15 protein-coding genes and 1 tRNA gene are annotated in these 23,068 nt (G+C 39.1%); 10 read left to right on the plus strand and 6 right to left on the minus strand.

The window, feature by feature from the left end:
• Positions 1–30 precede the first annotated feature (30 nt).
• The 7 genes from ACJJVU_RS14205 to ACJJVU_RS14235 all read left to right on the plus strand — a co-directional run bounded on the left by ACJJVU_RS14205 (position 31) and on the right by ACJJVU_RS14235 (position 6,555).
• Positions 31–498 carry a DUF6428 family protein gene (locus ACJJVU_RS14205; protein WP_405226727.1) on the plus strand — a complete coding sequence of 156 codons (468 nt, stop codon included), beginning with the start codon at positions 31–33 and terminating at the stop codon, positions 496–498.
• Positions 499–523: 25 nt separating this feature from the next.
• Entirely contained in the window at positions 524–1,156 is a 633-nt protein-coding gene (locus ACJJVU_RS14210; protein ID WP_405226730.1) for a low molecular weight phosphatase family protein, read from the plus strand.
• A gap of 1 nt (position 1,157) precedes the next feature.
• Complete coding sequence (gene arsB, locus ACJJVU_RS14215; protein ID WP_405226733.1) at positions 1,158–2,204, plus strand: ACR3 family arsenite efflux transporter; 1,047 nt, start codon at positions 1,158–1,160, stop codon at positions 2,202–2,204.
• Between the two features lie 258 nt (positions 2,205–2,462).
• Positions 2,463–2,927 (plus strand): NUDIX domain-containing protein, encoded by a 465-nt coding sequence (locus ACJJVU_RS14220; protein ID WP_405226736.1) that lies wholly within the window; start codon positions 2,463–2,465, stop codon positions 2,925–2,927.
• Between the two features lie 8 nt (positions 2,928–2,935).
• Complete coding sequence (locus ACJJVU_RS14225; protein ID WP_405226738.1) at positions 2,936–3,241, plus strand: immunity 53 family protein; 306 nt, start codon at positions 2,936–2,938, stop codon at positions 3,239–3,241.
• Positions 3,242–3,519: 278 nt separating this feature from the next.
• Positions 3,520–6,231 carry an ATP-binding protein gene (locus tag ACJJVU_RS14230; protein WP_405226741.1) on the plus strand — a complete coding sequence of 904 codons (2,712 nt, stop codon included), beginning with the start codon at positions 3,520–3,522 and terminating at the stop codon, positions 6,229–6,231.
• A gap of 54 nt (positions 6,232–6,285) precedes the next feature.
• On the plus strand, positions 6,286–6,555 hold the full coding sequence (locus tag ACJJVU_RS14235; RefSeq protein ID WP_405226744.1) for a hypothetical protein: 270 nt from the start codon (positions 6,286–6,288) through the stop codon (positions 6,553–6,555).
• A gap of 100 nt (positions 6,556–6,655) precedes the next feature.
• Here the strand turns inward: ACJJVU_RS14235 and ACJJVU_RS14240 are convergent, their stop codons facing one another.
• From ACJJVU_RS14240 to ACJJVU_RS14260, 5 genes are all read right to left on the minus strand, one after another.
• Positions 6,656–8,959, minus strand: a complete 2,304-nt coding sequence (locus ACJJVU_RS14240) for a M1 family metallopeptidase (RefSeq protein ID WP_405226747.1) — start codon at positions 8,957–8,959, stop codon at positions 6,656–6,658.
• 59 nt (positions 8,960–9,018) lie between these two features.
• Positions 9,019–9,519 (minus strand): DUF6702 family protein, encoded by a 501-nt coding sequence (locus tag ACJJVU_RS14245; RefSeq protein ID WP_405226750.1) that lies wholly within the window; start codon positions 9,517–9,519, stop codon positions 9,019–9,021.
• Between the two features lie 70 nt (positions 9,520–9,589).
• Positions 9,590–10,363, minus strand: coding sequence for a hypothetical protein (locus ACJJVU_RS14250; RefSeq protein ID WP_405226753.1), 774 nt, complete (start codon positions 10,361–10,363; stop codon positions 9,590–9,592).
• Positions 10,356–11,153, minus strand: coding sequence for a carboxypeptidase-like regulatory domain-containing protein (locus tag ACJJVU_RS14255; protein WP_405226756.1), 798 nt, complete (start codon positions 11,151–11,153; stop codon positions 10,356–10,358). Before ACJJVU_RS14255 ends, ACJJVU_RS14250 begins: the two co-directional genes overlap by 8 nt.
• Entirely contained in the window at positions 11,153–11,956 is an 804-nt protein-coding gene (locus tag ACJJVU_RS14260) for a hypothetical protein (RefSeq protein WP_405226759.1), read from the minus strand. The genes ACJJVU_RS14255 and ACJJVU_RS14260 overlap by 1 nt, the downstream gene beginning before the upstream one ends.
• A 125-nt stretch (positions 11,957–12,081) precedes the next feature.
• On the opposite strand from ACJJVU_RS14260, the gene pepE reads away from it, so the two are divergent.
• Positions 12,082–12,786, plus strand: a complete 705-nt coding sequence (pepE, locus tag ACJJVU_RS14265; RefSeq protein ID WP_405226762.1) for a dipeptidase PepE — start codon at positions 12,082–12,084, stop codon at positions 12,784–12,786.
• A gap of 130 nt (positions 12,787–12,916) precedes the next feature.
• Here pepE and ACJJVU_RS14270 read toward each other — a convergent pair.
• A tRNA-Gly gene (locus ACJJVU_RS14270) sits at positions 12,917–12,992 on the minus strand.
• A 335-nt stretch (positions 12,993–13,327) separates the two neighbouring features.
• Here ACJJVU_RS14270 and ACJJVU_RS14275 point away from each other — a divergent pair.
• Together ACJJVU_RS14275 and ACJJVU_RS14280 are read left to right on the plus strand one after the other, a co-directional pair.
• Positions 13,328–21,649, plus strand: coding sequence for a beta strand repeat-containing protein (locus ACJJVU_RS14275; protein ID WP_405226765.1), 8,322 nt, complete (start codon positions 13,328–13,330; stop codon positions 21,647–21,649).
• Between the two features lie 21 nt (positions 21,650–21,670).
• On the plus strand, positions 21,671–23,065 hold the full coding sequence (locus tag ACJJVU_RS14280; protein WP_405226768.1) for a hypothetical protein: 1,395 nt from the start codon (positions 21,671–21,673) through the stop codon (positions 23,063–23,065).
• The last annotated feature ends 3 nt before the right edge of the window (positions 23,066–23,068 follow it).

Consider the following 23,068-nt stretch of genomic DNA (forward strand, 5'->3'; position numbering starts at 1 on the left):
ATCGTATTATCGCAATAAACAAATAGCATTATGAAACTATCACAAATTAAAACGGCATTACAAGAGTTAAAAACAATTTCTTTCCAGTTGCCAGACGGCTCTTTAGTTCCTAATCACTTTCACGTTACAGAAGTGGGAAAAGTCACTAAAAACTTTATCGACTGCGGAGGTACCGTACGTTATGAAGAGGTTGCAAATTTCCAACTTTGGAATGCAGATGATTATGATCACAGACTTCACCCAGGAAAGTTATTAGATATCATCCAACTTTCTGAAAAGATGTTACACATAGGAGATCTTGAGATTGAGGTAGAGTACCAAGCAGAAACGATAGGGAAATTTGGGCTTGACTTTGATGGCACTTCATTTTTACTCACAAGTAAGCAAACAGATTGCCTTGCAAAAGATAATTGCGGTATTCCTGAGGAAAAGACCAAGCTACAATTTGCTGATATACTAGCAGGAAGTTCTTGTGAACCAGGTAGCGGATGTTGCTAGTAAATCTCTTATAAACATTGTCATCATGGCTATAAATAGAACGGCACTATTTCCAGAAATAGTAACAACAATAGAAAGATTATCAACTGCTTCGATATCTGAGGAGCGCAAAGCAGTCTTGCAACCACTAGCAGATTATATACAGTCTAAGGCTTCCAACAAAGAAGCCATTAGACTTAATTTTATTTGTACCCACAACTCACGTAGGAGTCACCTGTCGCAAGTATGGGCGCAGGCAATGGCAAGTTACTTTCATATAACAAACGTGTCTTGCTATTCTGGTGGTACGGAAGCAACAGCGCTCTTCCCGATGGCAGCACAAACACTTGTGGGTGCCGGTTTTCAAATAGCTGTTATATCACCATCTGAAAACCCAGTGTACAGCATCAAATATGGAAGCAATGAGCAGCCAGTAATCGGATTTTCAAAAACAATGGATCATGCTTTCAACCCTAGTAGTAAGTTTGGAGCAATCATGACTTGCTCCCAAGCAGATGAAGGCTGTCCTTTTGTGCCAGGTGCAGAAAAACGTTTTCCTATTACTTATGATGACCCAAAAGCGTTTGATAATACTCCGCAACAAGCACAAAAATATCAAGAACGAAGTCTACAAATCGCAACCGAATTACTATTTGTATTCGCTCAAATAAAAGCATAACATGGCACCAAAGAAATTAAATTTTTTAGATAGAAATCTTACGCTTTGGATTTTTGTAGCGATGGCTATAGGCGTTGGTTTAGGATATTTTATTCCTTCATTTCCAGATGTCATAAACTCATTTAACAGCGGAACCACAAATATACCTATCGCGATAGGATTAATATTAATGATGTATCCGCCGCTTGCCAAAGTGAATTATGCACTCTTACCTAAGGTGTTTAAAAACACAAAGATTCTTTCTATTTCCCTATTACTTAACTGGATTGTAGGTCCAGTGTTGATGTTTATACTAGCGATTACATTCCTGAGAGATTATCCTGAATATATGGTCGGGCTTATTTTAATAGGTCTGGCGAGATGTATCGCCATGGTACTAGTCTGGAATGATCTTGCAGAAGGGAGTAGCGAGTATGGCGCAGGGCTTGTCGCACTTAACAGCGTGTTTCAAGTGTTTGCATATAGCTTTTATGCCTGGTTGTTTATAACGGTGCTTCCACCCTATTTTGGTTTTGAGGGAGCAATCATAGATATCTCTATTGCAACCATAGCAGAGAGTGTAGCTATTTATTTAGGATTACCCTTTTTATTAGGTATCGCAAGCCGACTTATCTTAGTTAAACTAAAAGGAGAGCATTGGTATACAAATACTTTTATCCCGACAATATCACCATTGACGTTAATTGCTTTGCTTTTTACCATTATTGTGATGTTTTCACTTAAAGGGGAGCTCATTGTTCAAATACCTATGGACGTCGTTATCATTGCTATCCCAATGCTCATATACTTCACATTGATGTTCATCATAGGTTTCTTTGTGACCAAAGCTACTGGAGCTGATTATGACAAAACAACAGCTGTAGCGTTTACAGCAGCAGGAAACAACTTTGAGCTAGCTATTGCAGTAGCTATTGCAGTGTTTGGGCTTAATTCTGGACAAGCATTTACAGGCGTTATTGGTCCGCTGGTAGAAGTGCCGGCGTTGATATTACTGGTGCGGGTTTCCTTCTGGTTGCGTAAAAAATATTACAAGAAAGCAGCATTATAGTACAAACTTATTACAGTAAGAAAAGAGAGGTCTACTTGTGATTAAGTGAACCTCTCTTTTTATTTAATATTAATTAGGGGTCGGTAATCTTTTCTTTCAAACTCCCTAGCGCTAAGTCATTTTACTTCATAAAAGCCGCTTTGCGTAGGATTCAGTTCTTATTTTTGCAAGTTCATTGAATTACATTTTGTGCGACATTTAAAAACTCACTTTCACCCTGATATCACCACGCTAGATAATAAAAAAATTTTACAGCGGTTGAGCACGAGAAGTATTACCACACAAGGTAACCGCATCTTACTCATGTATACTGAGCGATATGAGGATTACAGTCTCCCCGGTGGAGGTCTTGATGATGGAGAAGATATGATTGTTGGAATGATGAGAGAACTCAACGAAGAGACTGGTGCTACGGGAATACAAAACATAAAACCCTTCGGCATTTATGAAGAATATAGACCTTGGTACAAAACAGATTATGATGTGCAGCACATGATTTCATATTGCTACACTTGTGAGGTTAATGAAATGCTAGGAGATTCAAGCCTCGAAGATTACGAGAAAGGCAATGGTATGAAGGCTGTCTGGACAGACATTGAAGAGGCGATTGCACACAATAAACATACGATAGCAACTAGTGACAAACAAGGAATGTCTATCGTGAGAGAAACCTATTTACTCACTCTTATCGCAGCACAGCTCAACAACAATAACCACTTATAAAAAACAACATGGAGATAATAGATTGGATACAAGTTTGGTTCAAAGGAAATTGTGATGGCGACTGGGAACAAGGAGAAGTTATCCAGATCACAACATTAGATAACCCTGGATGGGAGCTAGAGATTGACGTCTCAAACACCTCTTTAGCTATGATCACCATACCGTGGATTCTCAATGAAAACAGTAAAGATGATTGGTACGGTGTGAAAATTGAAAACCAAAGATTCAGCGCTTCAGGTGATGCTGGAAAATTGAAATTCTTACTAGGTCTCTTTAGAGAAACTGTAGAGAAAATTGAAGGAATGGATGCATAAGATCTTTTTAAAAATTGATTTTACTCTTCAATAACAACTACATATTTTCCTTCTCTATATTAACTTTTAATAGGCACGCTTTCGCGAAAGCGTAACCTAGTACCTCGCCGTGAGAATTTATCTTCTATCAATACATTGAGAACATTGCAATCGCTCAGAGTAAAGATTACAAATAGTTTAATAATGAGCTTTTTAGACCCTTATTCTAAGCTTATTTATTGTCAAAATATAAAAAAAGTAATACATTAGAATTTCTAGCGTAGGCACACTATTTATCAATGAGCAATTTCATTAATCGTTTTTTAAAAAAGTCAGAAGCGTCTCTTCCTCGAGAGGAAAAGTCTAGTCGTTATGATGATTTTTTAGCGCATTTTTACAATCAGGGATTCAACTCTGATAAACTAGATGAAATAAAGAAAAAAGTAAAAGAAACACGGATAAGCGCAGATGAAAATACTGCACAATTTCAGCTAGTTCATTTATACTTAGCCATAGAAAACTATCTTTTAATTTATGATGCTGGCTTTTTAGGAAGTAAAAGCAGCTTAAGGAAAGAGTTATCATCCACATTTTTTGAAATTGCTAGCACGCCTCCATTTAAAATTCTTGAGGAGCAAGACCGTGTTCAAGAAATCAAACTTGCTTACACATTTGCATTATACTGTTTTGATAAATCCACTGCTCTTGTAGACTACTTTAGCAAATTATCACCTGAGTTTACCATCAAAAAGGAAATAGACTATAGCCTACTTAAAGAGGATATGGTTCACTATTTATCTTGCAGAAGGAAGATAAGAGAATACATAGAACAGCTGCATGTAGAAATTACCTCAAAAACAATAAAGAATAGCACTACGTATCCTTATGAAGAATGGTGCAACGACTTCCAGAATTACTTTGAACACCTTGATACGGTAGATAAAATAGCATATTACATACCTGAAAAAGCAGTAGAAAAAAAAGCTTCTGCTATGAGTGTACAGACTACAGCGGTAACTCAAAAAGAGACCTCTGCAACTATAACATCTAAAGCTAAGGAGTCTAGCACCGTATTATTTTCTGCGTTAGAAAATATGCTTGATAAAGCAATTATTTTTGACAGCTCAGGAAAGATTTTATACGGTAACTACAAGGCAAGAAAAGTATTTAACTTAGAAGATTTAAAGACTAACCCTAAGGATATTTATGACCTCCTTCCACCTACTGTAGGCCTAAAACTTCAAAGAGATATTGAAGATAGTACATACACCTATGATAAAGAAGTGGTAGGTGTACGTCGTGACATTGTCATCACCATGGCAGATGGAGTGCGTGAATACTTTGAGATTTCTACATCAAATAACTTTTCTGAGGATACCGATACGTATAGTATTTTCTTTAAAAACATAACTAAGAAAAAAGACACACTAGAGACCATTAATAAGGAAATGGAGCATGCTCAGCGTGCTGCAAAAGCAAAAGCTACGTTCCTGTCTAACATGAGTCACGAGATAAGAACACCTCTCAATGTAATTCTAGGACTTGCAGATATCATTACTAAAAGTGATAATGAAGATAGCGAGCTGTTTAAAAAGAACATTGAGGGAATTGATTTTTCGGCAAAGAGTCTTTTATCTATTGTCAATGATATTCTTGATTTTTCTAAAATAGAGGCTGGGAAACTCTCTATTCAATCTTATGATTTTAATATAAGAAAAGTGATCATTTCGCTCGCTAATGGATTTGCTTCCAAAGCAAACGAAAAAGGCGTCGAAGTGCATACAGTGATAGATTCACAAGTTCCAGATATTGTCATAGGTGATCAATATAGAATCAACCAGATTCTCACCAATCTCATAGGTAACGCGATAAAGTTTACAAATGAAGGCAAGGTTGAAATCATTGTAAATGCAATCGCTACAGATGAAGATAATATAAATGTAAGCTTTGAAGTAAAGGATACAGGAATTGGGATATCTGAAGATAAAATTACCAGTATTTTTGACAGTTTCTATCAAGTAGAAGATACTGCAAACTCAAAAGTAGGCGGCACTGGATTAGGTCTTGCTATCACCAAAGAACTTATAAACCTACAGCAAGGTGAATTAACAGCTACCAGCACACTGGGTGTTGGCTCTAGTTTCTCTTTTACAATACCTCTCATCAAAAGTAAATTACAAAGCACCGAGGAAACCGTAAAAACTCATACCTCAAATGATAAGCAACTTGAAGGTTTAAAAGTGCTCGTTGCAGAGGACAATACCATGAACCAATTTTACATTTCTCAACTTCTTAATAGGTTAGGGATTGATGTAGCTATGGCTTCAAATGGGCAAGAAGCTGTAGAGATATACAACAATGCCCCAAAAGGATATTACAATCTCATCCTTATGGATATGCACATGCCTATTCTAGGAGGTATCGAAGCTATATCTGCTATTAGAGAATCAAGAAAATACACTCTCAAAAAGACACCCATAGTCATCTGCTCTGCCGATGTTTTTCCAGAATCAAGAAAAGAAGCAATTAAGGCTGGTATTGACTTTTACCTCACAAAACCACTTGAGGAAGATGCTCTCAAAGAAGTACTTTACTGGCTTATATCTAACGAAGATTTGTACGATTTACAGTCATCTACAACGAGCGATAAGTCTTTAAGTAGTGCTGTAAATATGAGCAAGCTAAGAGAGACATTTGATAATGATGAAGAGTTTATCATATCATTACTTGAGGTATTTATAGCAGATACTCCAGACGATTACAAGAGTCTAATAACTTGTATGGAAAGAGGTTTCTATCAAAGAGCTAGCGGACTTGCTCATAAGATTAAATCTAGTTTTATGAACCTCGGGATGACTCAACAAGGATACATCTTGCAGCAAATAGAGAAACACACTACTCCTTCTGGAACTGTTGAAACTGCTCAAAAATATGTAGAACAACTACAACAGATGTATACTAAATCGCTTCTTGATGTAAACATCATACTTATTGAACTGAAACGTGATTAACTAATTTGCAGCGTAGTATACAGTGATTCTATTAGTTATATAACGATAGATTATTTGATTCTAGAAATACTATGTACAGTATTAATAGATACTCCTTATAAAAAGGCTTTTTACGTTCCCTTTACATTTCTAAGCTACTTTGAAACTTCTGACGTTCAAACATGTGATCAAGCGCATACTTACATTACCGAGCAATTACAACAGAGTAAATTTTTAAATACTGCAGGAGAGCGTGAGCAGCATATGTTCTTTAAAAAAATCCATAACAAAATTGATGCGTTAGAGCAATTAATTTCGGCAAGTGACACGCTTGATTTTGAGTAATCCAAGTTTCATTATTTCCAATCAATAAAATAATAGCAAAAAAAAACTGCTTCTCGATGGAGAAGCAGTTTTTCACTTTTTCGCGAAAGCGAAACTAGTATTATCCTTTATTTTGATTTTTGAACTTATCAAACTCACCTAGCTTTTTAGCTTTTGGCCAGCTGTTGTTGTCAGTATCAATATCTGCTGTTTCAAGATCTGGATCTACAGTAATCTTAACGATCTCCTTATCTGATGCGATTGCTTTACTTACTTCTGCATCATTCTTTCTCCATACTTGAGCTGGATACGTTACTTTTTTCTTAGAACCATCTGCATACTCATACTCTACAATAATAGGCATTGGGATTCCTCCTGGCTTTTCAAAAACAACTTTGTATAAGAACTTAGGTGTATTGATTTTTGCACGCTCTTCTGGAGTAAAGTTATCCATAAGATACTCTTTAAGTGTAGATGAAGATTCTAAAATATCTCTACCTCTCATATCTTCTGTAAACTCTGGGCTATCCTCATCTACTACGTAGATTGCGTCAATAGCGCTAGGATCTGTAACACCGTAACGAGCAAGTAACTCTTTACCAGCTGCAGTTACATTATCTGTAATATAGTATTGCTTTACTTCTTTAAGACCTATATCTACAGCTTCTGTGCTATAAAACCATCCTCTCCAGAACCAGTCAAGATCTACTGCAGATGCATCTTCCATTGTACGGAAGAAATCTTCTGGACTTGGGTGTTTAAACATCCATCTCTGAGCATACGTTTTAAATGCATGATCAAAAAGCTCATGACCCATTACTGTCTCACGAAGTATGTTTAATGCCGTTGCTGGCTTACCATATGCATTTGCACCAAGGTTAAAAGCATTTTCTGGGTTAGACATGATAGGTGCTATATATTCTTGATTTCCTTTCATGTATCCTACAATCTTAGATGGCGCTCCTCGTCTAGAAGGGTATGCATCATTTCCTTTGATTGCATTAGGGAAATTCTGTCCAAATTCTTGCTCTGTAAGAAATTGCATAAAGGTATCTAGACCTTCATCCATCCATCCCCACTGACGCTCATCACTGTTTACAATCATAGGGAAGTAGTTATGACCTACCTCGTGTATAATTACAGAGATCATCCCGAATTTTGTTCTATCACTATAAGTTCCATCCTCATTAGGACGTCCATAGTTCCAGCAAATCATAGGGTACTCCATTCCTTGTCCTTTTGCGTGTACTGAGATCGCTTTAGGGTAAGGGTAGTTAAATGTATATTTTGAATATGTATCAAGTGTTTGTACAATCGCCTTAGTTGAGTACTCTTCCCATAATGGGTTTCCTTCTGGAGGGTAGATAGAAATTGCCATTACATCACGCTCTGGAAATTTTACTGCTTGAGCATCCATGATATAGCGACGAGATGACGTAAATGCAAAATCACGTACATTCTCTGCTTTGAGCTTCCAAGTTTGTGTTGCTTTTACATTTCCTGCAGCAAGCTTCTCTGCCTCTGCTTGTGTACGGATAATTACAGGCTTGTCGTAAGACTTCTTTGCCTGCTCCCAGCGCTTCATTTCTTCTTTACTGTAAACGTCTTTTAAGTTTGTAATCTCTCCAGTACCGTCAAGTAAGTGATCTTTAGGAACTGTAATATCTACTTCGTAATTACCAAATGGTAATGCAAATTCTCCATTACCCCAGAACTGGTAGTTCTGCCATCCTTCTACATCATTATAAACCGCCATTCTTGGAAAGAACTGAGCGATAATGTAACCTTTGTTACCATCTGCATAAGTTTCATAACCAGAACGAGCACGATCTACCGTGTGCTCAGGAACTAAGTAATTCCATTTGATTGAAAACGTATAAGTATCTCCAGCCTTAAGTGGTTGTGGCATATCAATACGCATCATTGTCCAGTTAATAGTGTGCTTTAAATCACGACCATTTGCTTTTACTTCTTGGATTTTAAAACCTCCGTCAAAAGGCTCACTTTTCATGAAAGAACCAACAAAAGAACCTGGCTGAGATACAGCTCCAACTCCTTCACCGTTTTTCTCCTTTGCCGGAGAGTCTTTTTCTCTCACATTTTGATCAAGTTGTACCCATAAGTACTCAAGATCGTCTGGTGAGTTGTTTGTGTAAGTAATAGTTTCAGAACCTTGGATAATCTGTGTATCATCGTTAAGGTTAATAGACATTTTATAGTCTGCAGTGTTCTGGTAGTACGCGTGACCAGGCGCACCAGAAGCAGTTCTATACTCATTAGGAGTAGACATCTCATTGTAAAGTTGTCTAAACCTGTTTGTGTTTTCGTGTCCCATAGGACGCTCTTGTGTTTGTTCTTCTTGAGCAAAAGCGCTTGTCCCTAGAAGTAAAAATGCCGCGAGCAGCATATACGTGTAACGAATCATAAGTTTGTTGAATTTGTTTTATCGCTTAAAAATAGCCAAACAATGAAGGGGTTAAGGCTTTATTTGGTAAAATTTAACAAGCCTTTAGCATTTGCCGCAGTAAGAAGAAAGCTTTTCTTTTTTCCAGCTATAGTTGTATGAACCATATTTTTCTGATCTGGAAATACATCCATAAGTAATGTGCTTTCAATTTCAAACGTATTTATTGCCGTAACATCAAGTACTTCTAAATAACAAACTACGTAGTCGTCCTCATATTTTTTACCCACAAAATTCATCTCGCGTTGCTCTCCGTTTACCGTAATAAGCATCTTTTTTTTAAAGTATTTTACGAGATACTTATCAAGCTCTTCTTGATCTGATGCCGCATCAACAACAACATCGGTGTCATAACGTTCTTGAATTACAGCTTCTAGATCATCATAAAACAATCGAGTGATTATCTGTATGGATTTTGCCTCCTCATTATAATTGAGGTCTGTAACACTTAGATAGTACTTATGTATTGATGCTGCCATAATTAAAGGTGCAACAACTAGAAGTAGAATAATTTTTTTCATAGTGGAATTAATGGATGTGTTACGCTTTCGCGAAAGCGTACTTATTCGTTGTCAACAAATATGCCACAGCTTAATCTTTTTTCATCAAGGCTTTATATGCAGCAGATTTTTTTATCATGAAATCGAGTAAACCTAATGCATTATTTGCGTCTACAAGTTCCTTAGCTTTTGGATCTTCAAAAGTGTAATACACGAAGTCCTCTATATATTCTTTCTCAATATTAAGCTCATTCATATATATACTATCTGAAAATGTGTACCTGCTTTCTTGAACTAACTTTTCAAAACGAGAAACTTCAATATGCTTTTTGAGCATTTTCAACCTTCCGGTAATGGAGTTTATGAGTCCATCTAGAGGTATCCCTCCCCCACTAGAGATCGCAGTATGGTAACGACGTTCTTCTACCGTGCGCGGTGGCGCGGTGTTTTCTGGAATACCTAGGTCTGTAGGTGTGATTGTGCGCTCATAAGTTGTACTCCCTATATCTTTAGTAATATCTCCTGTGAGGTCTGTATTGCTTATGTTTACCTGATCTAACTCTGTAATTTTTGGGATAAGATATAAGGTAATCTTACCTCGATTATACATTGTCTCATTTACAACAAATTGTCTTGGCTCATATTGCACAGCGCTTATATTAATAGTATCATTAAGACGAGTTTCTATAGAAAACTGTCCATTACTGGAGGTAATAGTACCGCGTCGCATGTTGAGGTTTACAATGGTAAGATTTGCCTTATCTATAGTGTCATTAAGAACCTGTCCTTCTAGCATAATCGTATCCTGACTCACCGCGGTAAGCGCACTCATAAATAATAGTGCTAGTAGTAGATATTTATTCATTGTTCTCATCATTTTTAGGTAAGACGCTTTCGGCGGCTTTTAGTTTCAAATATACGGGAGATTTTGTGAGCATAAAGTCTAGCAAGCCCAAAGTATTACCTTCTTTTGCTATTGCCTCTGCTCGCTCATCTTCAAAAACATAATAAACAAAATCTAAAATAAGCTCATCAGGAATATTGAGTGACTTGATGTACATACTGTCATTAAAGTTATCTCTATTGCCCTCCACCAACGCTCTGAATTTTGAAATTTTGAGCTGTTTTTTGAGCATTTTTGTGCGACCAGTTATCGCATTGATAAGCGACCCTATTGGGCCTGCACCTCCTGTTGCTCCATAAAACCTGCGTTCTTCGGCAGTCATTGTAGGTCTAGCATTTGCTGGAATACCTAAGTCTCTTGGATCTATAAAAACTTGCAAAGGAACAGCATTTAAATCTTTAGACAAATCACCAGTTAAGGTTATATTGCTTACAACAACCTCGTCAAGTTCATTCACCTTGGGTGCTAAGTAAAAGGAAATCTTGCCTCTACCATATATTACTGGAGTCACAACAATCTGTCTACTCTCATATTGCACAGCACTAATATTGATTGTGTCATGCACTCTTACAGGAATTTCAAAAACTCCATTTGCATTTGTGGTAGCACCTCTTTTAAGCGTAAGATTGACAATATTGAGTTGACTTACTCCTATCGTATCGTTAAGAACGGTACCGGTAAGGGTTGTTACTTCTTGACCGAATCCCGAAAAGGCAACAGTAGATATTATAAGTAGTAATAGTCTTTTCATTAATTCCCTTTAAGTTGCGCACCTTGTGCTAGGAGCAAGATCTTATATTCTTTTTGCTTAGATAGTAAATATTCAAGCGTACTGAGCTTATTCCCTAAATCAACATCTGTTAACTGCTCGTCATCTTTAAGCACCCAAAATGTAAAATCATCAATGTATTCTTCTGGTATTTGTAGCGAACTAGTAAAAACAGCATCTGCATAATAGTTTCTCAGTTGATCAACCCTTTTTTGATATTCCATAATCTCAACCGCCCTTTTAAGACGTTTAGTCTTTCCAGAAAGATTATTGAGAATTCTATCTAATGAAACATCTAACCTAAGATTTTGCCTTCCTACTTGATCTGGCGGTCTCGATGTTGCTGTATGCAATCTGCGATATTCGACGGCAATGGGCTTTCTCTTAGCACCAAGCGCCTTAGGTCTAACTACAAGTTTCACTTCCTTTGCATCTTTCTTAATATTACCTGATAGCCCATTATTTGATAATTGAACCGTTTGTAGTTCGCTCACATCAGGAGTCATAAACACTTCAATTAACCCACTATCATATATCTTATTAGTTACCGTAAGTTGTTCTGTTTTAAACTGCAGTGCTTTAATTATTAGGGTATCTCCTTTGCGTACCTCAATATTGAATGTCCCCTTAGCACTAGTGATGGTTCCTTTTTTTGTTGTGATATTGGCTACTGTCACTTGCCCTACATCATCATTCATATTAAGTAACTTCCCCGTAATTTCACGAGATTCTTGACCATTTAAAATGGTGCCATACATAAACATTACCAGCAAAAAGAATCTCATTTACAATCAGTTAGTCCTTTCAAAGAAAACTGTAACTACCCCAAAAAACAATCAATACAGCTCTAAAATTTTGTTAATTGGCAATCACATGATCACTAGTTTGTATTTTTACCCAAAGCTTTACAATGTCTAAGAACCTTATCATAGCAAGCACCTCCACTATTCATGGCAGTGCTTATCTAGAATATTTACTCCCTACCCTTAAAAAACTATATACCGGTGTCGATGAGATATTATTTATCCCATACGCACGACCAGGAGGCATAACTCATGACGATTATACAGCCATTGCTCAGAAAGCATTCTCAAAAATCAATAAAAAGGTAATAGGGATTCATACTTATAAAGACGCTGCAGAAGCTATAAAGGTTGCCCAAGGAATTTTTACAGGTGGTGGGAATACATTTGTTTTAGTAAACCAGCTCTATAAAAATGCGGTGATGCAACCACTCAGAGAAGTATTACTTAATGGCACACCATACTTAGGAACTAGTGCTGGCAGTAACATTTGCGGCCTTACAATGCAAACTACAAATGACATGCCTATAAGTTACCCACCTAGCTTTAAGACACTAGGGATGGTTCCTTTTAATATCAATCCGCATTATTTAGATCCAGACACAAACTCTACCCACATGGGAGAGACTAGAGAAACTAGAATAAAGGAATACCACGCTTATAATACGGTTCCCGTAATAGGTATAAGAGAAGGAAGCTGGATTCGAGTAGAAGGAAAAAAAATCACTTTAGAAGGAGCTCTTTCGGCTAGAGTATTTGAACAAAACAAAACTCCTTACGAGATAGATACAAATACACTTCTCACTTTCTAAGAATTACGCTTTCGCGAAAACATCTTCTTTTAACCCACAGATCCTAAAACGTTTAAAACTCGTATATACATAGTGTAGTGATTTAAATCCATAAAAAAAAGGCTCTACATTAATGTAGAGCCTTTTCTATTGGAGCGGGAGACCAGGTTCGAACTGGCGACATTCAGCTTGGAAGGCTGACGCTCTACCAACTGAGCTACTCCCGCATTTATTGAAGTTTAACTTCAAATGGTATTAACATCAAGTTATGTTTGATATTAAAGCGTGGCAAAAATAGTTTTTTTTTAGATACTTGCAAGAAAAATGCAAAAAAAATTTAACGACTAACATTTTTAAAATATGTGTATTTCATCGACACAATAATGCGCTTCACCTAAAACAATCTGATTCCCAGTATGCATAATCTACCTTAGCAATCAAGCATAAAAAAAAGTTTATTTTAGAACTAGTTAGACAGCGCTTACATAAGTATTTTTAACAAAAATAACAGATCAACGCACCCCAACTGAAAATATAATTACCCTATTTAATTACACCTCAAATGAAAAAATTACTAATCCTTTCAAGCTTTTTACTATTATCTATATCTGCACTTGGTCAGGTAAAGATAGGTGACAATCCAAATACAATTGATGGCTCTTCTCTATTAGAACTTGAGAGCACCAGCAAGGTACTTGTTGCCACTAGAGTAAGCACAAGTCAAATGAACGCAATTATTCCACTTCCTGGAGGTTTAGTATTCAATACTGATGAAAATTGCTTTTTCCAATACACAGGATCAAACTGGCAGAGCTTATGCCAGATAGCTTCAATGATTGTTGATAATAACGACGGCACATACACTTATACAGATGCCAATGGAAACTCTCAAATTATCAATACTCAAGCTTCTTCTAACCCATATGACAACTCAAATTCAGGACTTGTAGGGACAAACGTACAAGATGCTATAGATGAAGTTAATACAGCAATAGGTAATGTTGCAATTGTAGACAACGGTGATGGAACTTATAATTTTACAGACCCAAGCGGAACCACAACTACCATTGCAGATACTTCGATTTCTACTTTGGTTGATAATGGAGACGGAACATACACGTATACAGATGAAACTGGGGCAACGCAAATAATTGACACTACTGCATCTGGGAATATTTTTGAAAATAATGGCACCGGACTTTCCTCAGATACCGTACAAGAAGCAATAGAAGAAATCAATGCCGCAGTAGGAACCGTTGCACTCGTTGATAACGGGGATGGAACTTACGACTTTACAGATGCTAGCGGGACTACTACAACAATTACAGACACTTCTATTTCGACATTAGTTAACAACGGAAATGGAACTTACACTTACACTGATGAAACTGGAGCGACTCAAATAATCGACACAAACGCCTCTGCAAATCCTTATGACAACACAACTTCTGGACTAGCAGCAACAAATGTGCAGGACGCTATTGATGAAATTACAGGAGCTTTAAGTGCTGTAAACGTAACTTTAGTAGACAATGGGGATGGAACATATACTTTTACTGACGTATTTGGTAATGAAACTACGATTGCTGATACATCTGTATCAACACTAGTTGACAATGCAGACGGAACATATACGTACACTGATGAAACTGGAGCTACGCAAGTAATCGACACAAATGCTTCTGCAAATCCATATGACAATACAACGTCAGGACTAGCAGCAACAAACGTTCAAGACGCCATTGACGAAATCAACGCTGCAGCAGGAACAGTAGCGCTCGTAGATAACGGTGACGGAACATACAGCTTCACTGACGCAAGCGGAACCACAACTACCATCGCAGATACTTCTATCTCTACACTAGTTGACAACGCAGATGGAACATATACGTACACTGATGAAACAGGAGCAACACAAGTAATTGACACAAACGCTTCTGCAAATCCTTATGATAATACAACTTCAGGGCTAGCAGCTACAAACGTACAAGACGCTATTGATGAAATCAACGCTGCAGCAGGAACAGTAGCACTTGTAGATAACGGTGACGGAACATATGATTTCACTGATGCAAGCGGAACTACAACGACTATCGCAGATACATCTATCTCGACACTCGTTGACAACGCAGATGGAACATATACATACACTGATGAAACTGGAGCAACGCAAGTAATTGATACAAACGCTTCTGCAAATCCATATGACAATACAACCTCAGGACTAACAGCAACAAATGTTCAAGATGCAATCGACGAAATCAACGCAGCTGCGGGAACAGTAGCGCTCGTAGATAACGGTGACGGAACATACGACTTCACTGATGCAAGCGGAACCACAACAACTATCGCAGATACTTCGATCTCTACGCTAGTTGACAACACAGACGGAACATATACCTACACAGATGAAACAGGAGCAACACAAGTAATTGACACAAACGCTTCTGCAAATCCATATGACAACACGACTTCAGGGCTAGCAGCAACAAACGTTCAAGACGCTATTGATGAAATCAACGCTGCAGCAGGAACAGTAGCTCTTGTAGATAACGGAGACGGAACATACGACTTCACAGATGCTAGCGGAACTACAACGACTATCGCAGATACTTCGATCTCAACACTCGTTGACAACGCAGATGGAACATATACCTACACAGATGAAACGGGAGCTACACAAGTAATTGACACAAACGCTTCTGCAAATCCGTATGACAATACAACCTCAGGATTAGCAGCAACAAACGTTCAAGATGCCATTGACGAAATCAACGCAGCAGCAGGGACAGTAGCTCTTGTAGATAACGGTGACGGAACATACGACTTCACTGATGCAAGCGGAACCATAACTACCATCGCAGATACTTCTATCTCAACACTTGTAGAAAACGCAGATGGAACATATACGTACACAGATGAAACTGGCGCAACGCAAGTAATCGACACAAATGCTTCTGCAAATCCTTATGATAATACAACGTCTGGACTAGCAGCAACAAATGTTCAAGATGCCATTGACGAAATCAACGCAGCAGCAGGAACAGTAGCGCTCGTAGATAACGGTGACGGAACTTACGACTTCACAGATGCAAGCGGAACTACAACAACTATCGCAGATACTTCTATCTCTACACTCGTTGACAACGCAGATGGAACGTATACATACACAGATGAAACAGGAGCAACACAAGTAATTGACACAAACGCTTCTGCAAATCCATATGACAATACAACGTCAGGATTAACAGCAACAAATGTTCAAGATGCCATTGATGAAATCAACGCAGCAGCAGGGACAGTAGCTCTTGTAGATAACGGTGACGGAACTTACGACTTCACAGACGCAAGTGGAACCACAACGACTATCGCAGATACTTCTATCTCAACACTTGTAGACAACGCAGATGGAACGTATACATACACAGATGAAACAGGAGCAACACAAGTAATTGACACAAACGCTTCTGCAAATCCATATGACAATACAACGTCAGGACTAACAGCAACAAATGTGCAAGATGCTATCGATGAGATCAACGCAGCAGCAGGAACAGTTGCCTTAGTAGATAACGGAGACGGAACATACGACTTCACAGACGCAAGCGGAATTACAACGACTATCGCAGATACTTCGATCTCAACACTCGTAGACAACGCAGATGGAACATATACCTACACAGATGAAACAGGAGCAACGCAAGTAATCGACACAAATGCTTCTGCAAATCCGTATGACAATACAACCTCAGGATTAGCAGCAACAAATGTTCAAGATGCCATTGACGAAATCAACGCAGCAGCAGGAACAGTAGCGCTCGTAGATAACGGTGACGGAACATACGACTTCACTGATGCAAGCGGAATCATAACGACCATCGCAGATACTTCTATCTCAACACTAGTTGACAACGCAGACGGAACATACACCTATACAGATGAAACGGGAGCTACACAAGTAATTGACACAAACGCTTCTGCAAATCCATATGACAATACAACGTCAGGACTAGCAGCAACAAACGTGCAAGATGCCATCGACGAAATTAACGCTGCAGCAGGAACAGTAGCTCTTGTAGATAATGGTGACGGAACATACGACTTCACAGACGCAAGCGGAACTACAACTACCATCGCAGATACTTCTGTATCAACGCTAGTTGACAATGGCAATGGAACTTATGGTTATACCGATGAAACTGGAATAACCACAGTAATTGATACCAACGGCTTTAATATCACAAATACCGTAGCAGGTAATACAATTGCAACGGTTACTGACGCGGCAGGAAATGCAACAGATATTAATGAAACTGTAACAACATTTGCCGATGCAATGGATGGCTTAATTACTTATACTGATGAAAATGGAGACCCACAAACAGTAGCTAAGTCCGATATTACAGATAATACTGACGGAACATACACGTTCACAAACAATGATGGATCAGACGTTACCATTAACACAAACGGTATTGTAATTGCTGATGTCAATGACGGACAAGTAATAGCTACCATAACAGAAGCCGATGGCACTGTTTCTAACATTGAAGAAACTATAACTTCAATTTCTGATAACAACACTGCCACTTCCGTGAAAACTATTGCAACCTACACAGATGAGGAAGGAAACGATCAAATTATTGAGGAGACAGTAACAGACGTTACAGACTTAAACACAGCAGCAGTTACAAACACCATTGCTACCTATAACGCAGAAGACGCGACAGCATTTACAATTGCAGAAACAGTTACTACAATCTCAGATCAAACTGATGGAAACGTAACCTTCACCAATGAAGCAGGTGCAACAATCACCGTAGCTAAAGCAGACATCACAGATAACGCAGACGGAACCTACACATTCACAAACAATGATGGATCTGATGTGATTATTGATACTAATGGTGTAGCTATCACAGATGTTATTGCAGGTAACCTAATTGCTACAGTAACAAACGCAGACGGAACAGCAGTTGAAATTGATGAAACAATCACAGACGTTACAGACCTTAATACAGCAACAACTACAAACACCATTGCTACTTACAACGCAGAAGACGCAACAGCATTTACAATTGCGGAAACAGTTACTACAATCTCAGATACAGCAGACGGAAACGTAACCTTCACCAACGAGGCTGGAGCAGCAATCACCGTAGCAAAAGCAGACATCACTGATAATGCAGACGGAACCTACACATTCACAAACAATGATGGATCTGATGTGATTATTGATACTAACGGTGTAGCTATCACTGATGTTATTGCAGGTAACCTTATCGCAACAGTAACTAACGCAGATGGAACAGCAGTTGAAATTGATGAAACAATCACAGACGTTACAGACCTTAATACAGCAACAACTACAAACACCATTGCTACTTACAACGCAGAAGACGCAACAGCATTTACAATTGCGGAAACAGTTACTACAATCTCAGATACAGCAGACGGAAACGTAACCTTCACCAACGAGGCTGGAGCAGCAATCACCGTAGCAAAAGCAGACATCACTGATAATGCAGACGGAACCTACACATTCACAAACAATGATGGATCTGATGTGATTATTGATACTAACGGTGTAGCTATCACTGATGTTATTGCAGGTAACCTTATCGCAACAGTAACTAACGCAGATGGAACAGCAGTTGAAATTGATGAAACAATCACAGACGTTACAGACCTTAATACAGCAACAACTACAAACACCATTGCTACTTACAACGCAGAAGACGCAACAGCATTTACAATTGCGGAAACAGTTACTACAATCTCAGATACAGCAGACGGAAACGTAACCTTCACCAACGAGGCTGGAGCAGCAATCACCGTAGCAAAAGCAGACATCACTGATAATGCAGACGGAACCTACACATTCACAAACAATGATGGTTCTGATGTGATTATAGATACTAACGGTGTAGCAATCACAGATGTAATTGCAGGTAACTTAATTGCTACAGTAACAAATGCAGACGGAACAGAAGTTGAAATTGATGAAACGGTAACAGAACTAGCAATAGCAGCAGGTGCACTTACCTACGCAAACGAAGATGCAACTAATGCAAACGTAAACCTGATTTCTACAGATACAGACAACGCAGTAATTGCAGGAGCAGATGGAGCACTATTTGTAGCACAACCAGCAGCAGATGTCGTAACAGATGTGACGGACCTTAACGCTGCTGGAAACCTAATCGGAACTTATAACAATGAAGAAGGAGATCCTTTTGCTATTAACGAAACTGTAACAACAGTAACGGCAACAGCAGCAACAGGAAATACCATTGCTACCTACACTAACGAAGATCCAGCAGCTACGCCAGTCGATATTAACGAGACAGTAACAGAACTAGCAATAGCAGCAGGTGCACTTACCTACGCAAATGAAGATGCAACTAATGCAAACGTAAACCTGATTTCTACAGATACAGACAACGCAGTAATTGCAGGAGCAGATGGAGCACTATTTGTAGCACAACCAGCAGCAGATGTCGTAACAGATGTGACGGACCTTAACGCTGCTGGAAACCTAATCGGAACTTATAACAATGAAGAAGGAGATCCTTTTGCTATTAACGAAACTGTAACAACAGTAACGGCAACAGCAGCAACAGGAAATACCATTGCTACCTACACTAACGAAGATCCAGCAGCTACGCCAGTCGATATTAATGAGACAGTAACAGAACTAGCAATAGCAGCAGGTGCACTTACCTACGCAAATGAAGATGCAACTAATGCAAACGTAAACCTGATTTCTACAGATACAGACAACGCAGTAATTGCAGGAGCAGATGGAGCACTATTTGTAGCACAACCAGCAGCAGATGTCGTAACAGATGTGACGGACCTTAACGCTGCAGGAAACCTAATCGGAACTTATAATAATGAAGAAGGAGATCCTTTTGCTATTAACGAAACTGTAACAACAGTAACGGCAACAGCTGTGACAGGAAATACAATTGCCACCTACACTAATGAAGATCCGGCAGCAACTCCAGTCAACATCAATGAAACAGTAACAGAACTAGCAATAGCAGCTGGTGAACTTACATACGCAAATGAAGATGCTACTAATGCAAACGTAAACCTGATTTCTAAAGATCCAGACAATGCAGTAATTGCAGGAACAGATGGAGCACTATTTGTAGCACAACCAGCAGCAGATGTTGTAACAGATATAACTGACCTGAATGCTGCAGGAAACCTAATCGGAACTTATAATAATGAGGAAGGAAATCCTTTTGCCATTAACGAAACAATAACAACAGTAACAGCAACAGCTGCGACAGGAAATACAATTGCCACCTACACTAATGAAGATCCGGCTGCAACTCCAGTCGATATCAACGAGACTGTGACTACCATAAGTAATCTTAATGCAGCCACCAACAAAAATCTTATTGGAACATATAACAATGAAGGTGCAACTCCTTTTGCTATTGAAGAGACAGTTACTTCACTAACCTTTGACGATACTACAAACGAGTTAGAGTTTATAGATGAAACTGGAACTCCAAATGCAGTAGATTTAAGTTCACTAGAACATACCGGAACTGAAGGATCTATTTTCTTTGCAGGAGCAGACGAAACTCCAACTGAAGATAATGATCAGTTATTTTGGGATGCTACAAACAATAGATTAGGTGTCGGTACAAATACTCCAGATAATAAACTTCAAGTTTCAGGAGCTATTCGTTCAGCTGGATTTCTTAACTCAGACGGTAATGTAGGAGAACCTTCTTATAGGTTTACTGATGATACAAATACTGGAATGTACAGTCCTGCAGCAGATGAAATAGGGTTTACAGTTGGAGGATTTGAAGCTCTAAGAATTGATGAAGAAACAACAGGAAATACCGTAGTAATAATTAATCAGACATTAGATTTAGACGGTCCCGTTCTTGACGAAAATGATTCTGCGGGAACAGCAGGACAAGTACTAACAGCTACTGCAACCGGTACAGAATGGGCAGATGCCGCTGCAGAAACGGTGACAACTTTTGAACAAGACGACACCCCTACTACTACAGATGCTACGGCAACAGGAGAAATCACTTACACAGATGAAGCAGGAGATGAATTTAAAGCACAAGTAGTAAGTGCAGATGCAGATAACAAATTAAGCGTGGGTACTGATGGTGGTGCGTTCTTTGCCGGACCTACTATTTGTGCAGCTGGAAAGATTGCTGCTGCAGGATCGGCAGTGGCTGGATTTAATGCAACTGCTAGTTTGATAGATACTGGAGATTATCAAATTACTTTTGATAATGACCTTGGGACATCAAGCTATGTTATTCAGCTTACTATTACAGATTTATTAGGCGTAGGAAACGATGATCCCAACATTAGTTATTATGATCAACAAAGCGATGGTTTTAAAGTAAATGTAGGAGATAATGACAATGGAGGTTCTGACCGTGCAGATTTTAACTCAGAGTTTATGTTTAGTGTTATCTGTCTTCCAGGTTTTGGAAATGGCGGCTCTACAGGAACAGGTGGGTCAGGAACAGGCGGAGGAACCCCAACAAACCCAACTACTCCAACAGGAACGCCAGCAACAGATTTCAATTTTAATAATTTAGGTGATGCTGGCAATTTTCAATTGAGCTTTAATACAGGAAATAATGTAGGATCAACTTGGGAAGTATTAATCTCAGATAGACCTTATTCTACCATAACTGGATTACCAGCTAACGTAACATTAACTAGTCAAGATAATGGTAATGGTACTTTCAACCATTTAATAACTGGTTTAGATCCAATAACAAATAACAATCAAGGTATAAACCTTAATGGAGGTAATACTGGAGGCGGTCCTGGAACAGCATTTTCAGGAACTGCCTGTGGATGTGTTTCATTCTTTATCAACTAGTCATACCACTAATACAGTATAATGAAAAATATCACTTACTTCATCGCGTTTTTTTTGATATCAGCTTTCGCGAAAGCGCAAACCACAAATCCTCAACTATTAGTCAATATCCAAAAAGCGTCGCAATCAGAAATAGACGCCTATGACCCGGCAGATCTAGAAATAGGTATGCTAGTATACAATACAGATGTAAATAGAATATTTGAATATACTACATCAGGCTTTTTAGTAATACTAACAGATGTCGATGTATCTGAAACAGTAACCACTTTTGTAGATAATGGTAATGGTACTGCTACGTACACAAATGAAAACAACACCGCTGTCACTGTAGGAATTGTAGGTCCACAGGGACCAGCAGGCGCAGACGGAGCAACGGGAGCAACTGGACCGCAAGGACCAGCAGGCGCAGACGGAGCAACCGGAGCTACTGGACCACAAGGACCGGCAGGCACAGACGGAGCAACTGGACCGCAAGGACCAGCAGGCGCAGACGGAGCAACAGGAGCAACTGGACCGCAAGGACCAGCAGGCGCAGATGGTGCAACCGGAGCAACTGGACCGCAAGGACCGGCAGGTGCAGATGGTGCAACAGGTGCGATTGGACCACAAGGACCAGCAGGCGCAGACGGAGCAACGGGTGCAACTGGACCGCAAGGACCTATAGGTCCAAAAGGAGCTGACGGTGCGACTGGCGCTACAGGTCCGCAAGGACCAGCCGGTGCAGACGGAGCGATAGGTGCCACTGGCCCGCAAGGAGATGCTGGACCGCAGGGACCTACTGGTGCAGCAGGAGCAGATGGCGCAACGGGACCTACTGGACCTACTGGAGCACAAGGCCCTGTAGGACCTCAAGGACCAGCTGGACCCACAGGCGCTCAAGGAGTAGAAGGACCACAGGGACCCGTAGGACCATCAGGAGCATACACCGGATTTTTTATTATAGACAACAGCACATTAACCACCACTGGAACATATAGCCAGAGTATCACAGGTATCCCTTTTGAGCCTTCGCAAGTTACTTTTAAGGCGCATCCTAATATAGGGACGTTTAATATTAATGACGATAATGCGCTAGGAGCAAATAATACTGGATTGCTAGAAAATACGTTTGGCGCAATGAATGGGTTTGCTCGAGCAGGTAGTCCTATTGCACAGGCGGTTATTTTTTCTGGCGGAAGTGGTAGCTCTATTAATAACATTTCTAGATATGCTAATAATACACAGTGCATAGGCTTAAGGTATACTAATAATAACGGTAACAATCTAGGTGTTATCTCAGCATCTCTTGCTAGCTTTACGGCTGCAGGTTTTAATCTTAATGTAACTTATACATTAGGAACAATAGGAGGTACTGCTTTTAGTGATGACATACTTGATGAGTCTGTAATTGTGTTATTTACAGCTTACGAATAAAAA

The sequence above is a fragment of the Dokdonia sp. Asnod1-B02 genome (genome assembly GCF_045063955.1).
In the GTDB taxonomy this organism is placed as follows: domain Bacteria; phylum Bacteroidota; class Bacteroidia; order Flavobacteriales; family Flavobacteriaceae; genus Dokdonia.

Excerpts from the sequence above, each read along its gene's own strand:
- ACJJVU_RS14260 (WP_405226759.1), bottom strand. The coding sequence starts at position 11,956 with ATGAGATTCTTTTTGCTGGTAATGTTTATGTATGGCACCATTTTAAAT.
- ACJJVU_RS14245 (WP_405226750.1), bottom strand. The coding sequence starts at position 9,519 with ATGAAAAAAATTATTCTACTTCTAGTTGTTGCACCTTTAATTATGGCA.
- ACJJVU_RS14275 (WP_405226765.1), top strand. The coding sequence starts at position 13,328 with ATGAAAAAATTACTAATCCTTTCAAGCTTTTTACTATTATCTATATCT.
- ACJJVU_RS14280 (WP_405226768.1), top strand. The coding sequence starts at position 21,671 with ATGAAAAATATCACTTACTTCATCGCGTTTTTTTTGATATCAGCTTTC.
- arsB (WP_405226733.1), top strand. The coding sequence starts at position 1,158 with ATGGCACCAAAGAAATTAAATTTTTTAGATAGAAATCTTACGCTTTGG.
- ACJJVU_RS14230 (WP_405226741.1), top strand. The coding sequence starts at position 3,520 with ATGAGCAATTTCATTAATCGTTTTTTAAAAAAGTCAGAAGCGTCTCTT.
- ACJJVU_RS14205 (WP_405226727.1), top strand. The coding sequence starts at position 31 with ATGAAACTATCACAAATTAAAACGGCATTACAAGAGTTAAAAACAATT.
- ACJJVU_RS14225 (WP_405226738.1), top strand. The coding sequence starts at position 2,936 with ATGGAGATAATAGATTGGATACAAGTTTGGTTCAAAGGAAATTGTGAT.
- ACJJVU_RS14255 (WP_405226756.1), bottom strand. The coding sequence starts at position 11,153 with ATGAAAAGACTATTACTACTTATAATATCTACTGTTGCCTTTTCGGGA.
- ACJJVU_RS14240 (WP_405226747.1), bottom strand. The coding sequence starts at position 8,959 with ATGATTCGTTACACGTATATGCTGCTCGCGGCATTTTTACTTCTAGGG.
- ACJJVU_RS14210 (WP_405226730.1), top strand. The coding sequence starts at position 524 with ATGGCTATAAATAGAACGGCACTATTTCCAGAAATAGTAACAACAATA.
- ACJJVU_RS14250 (WP_405226753.1), bottom strand. The coding sequence starts at position 10,363 with ATGAATAAATATCTACTACTAGCACTATTATTTATGAGTGCGCTTACC.
- pepE (WP_405226762.1), top strand. The coding sequence starts at position 12,082 with ATGTCTAAGAACCTTATCATAGCAAGCACCTCCACTATTCATGGCAGT.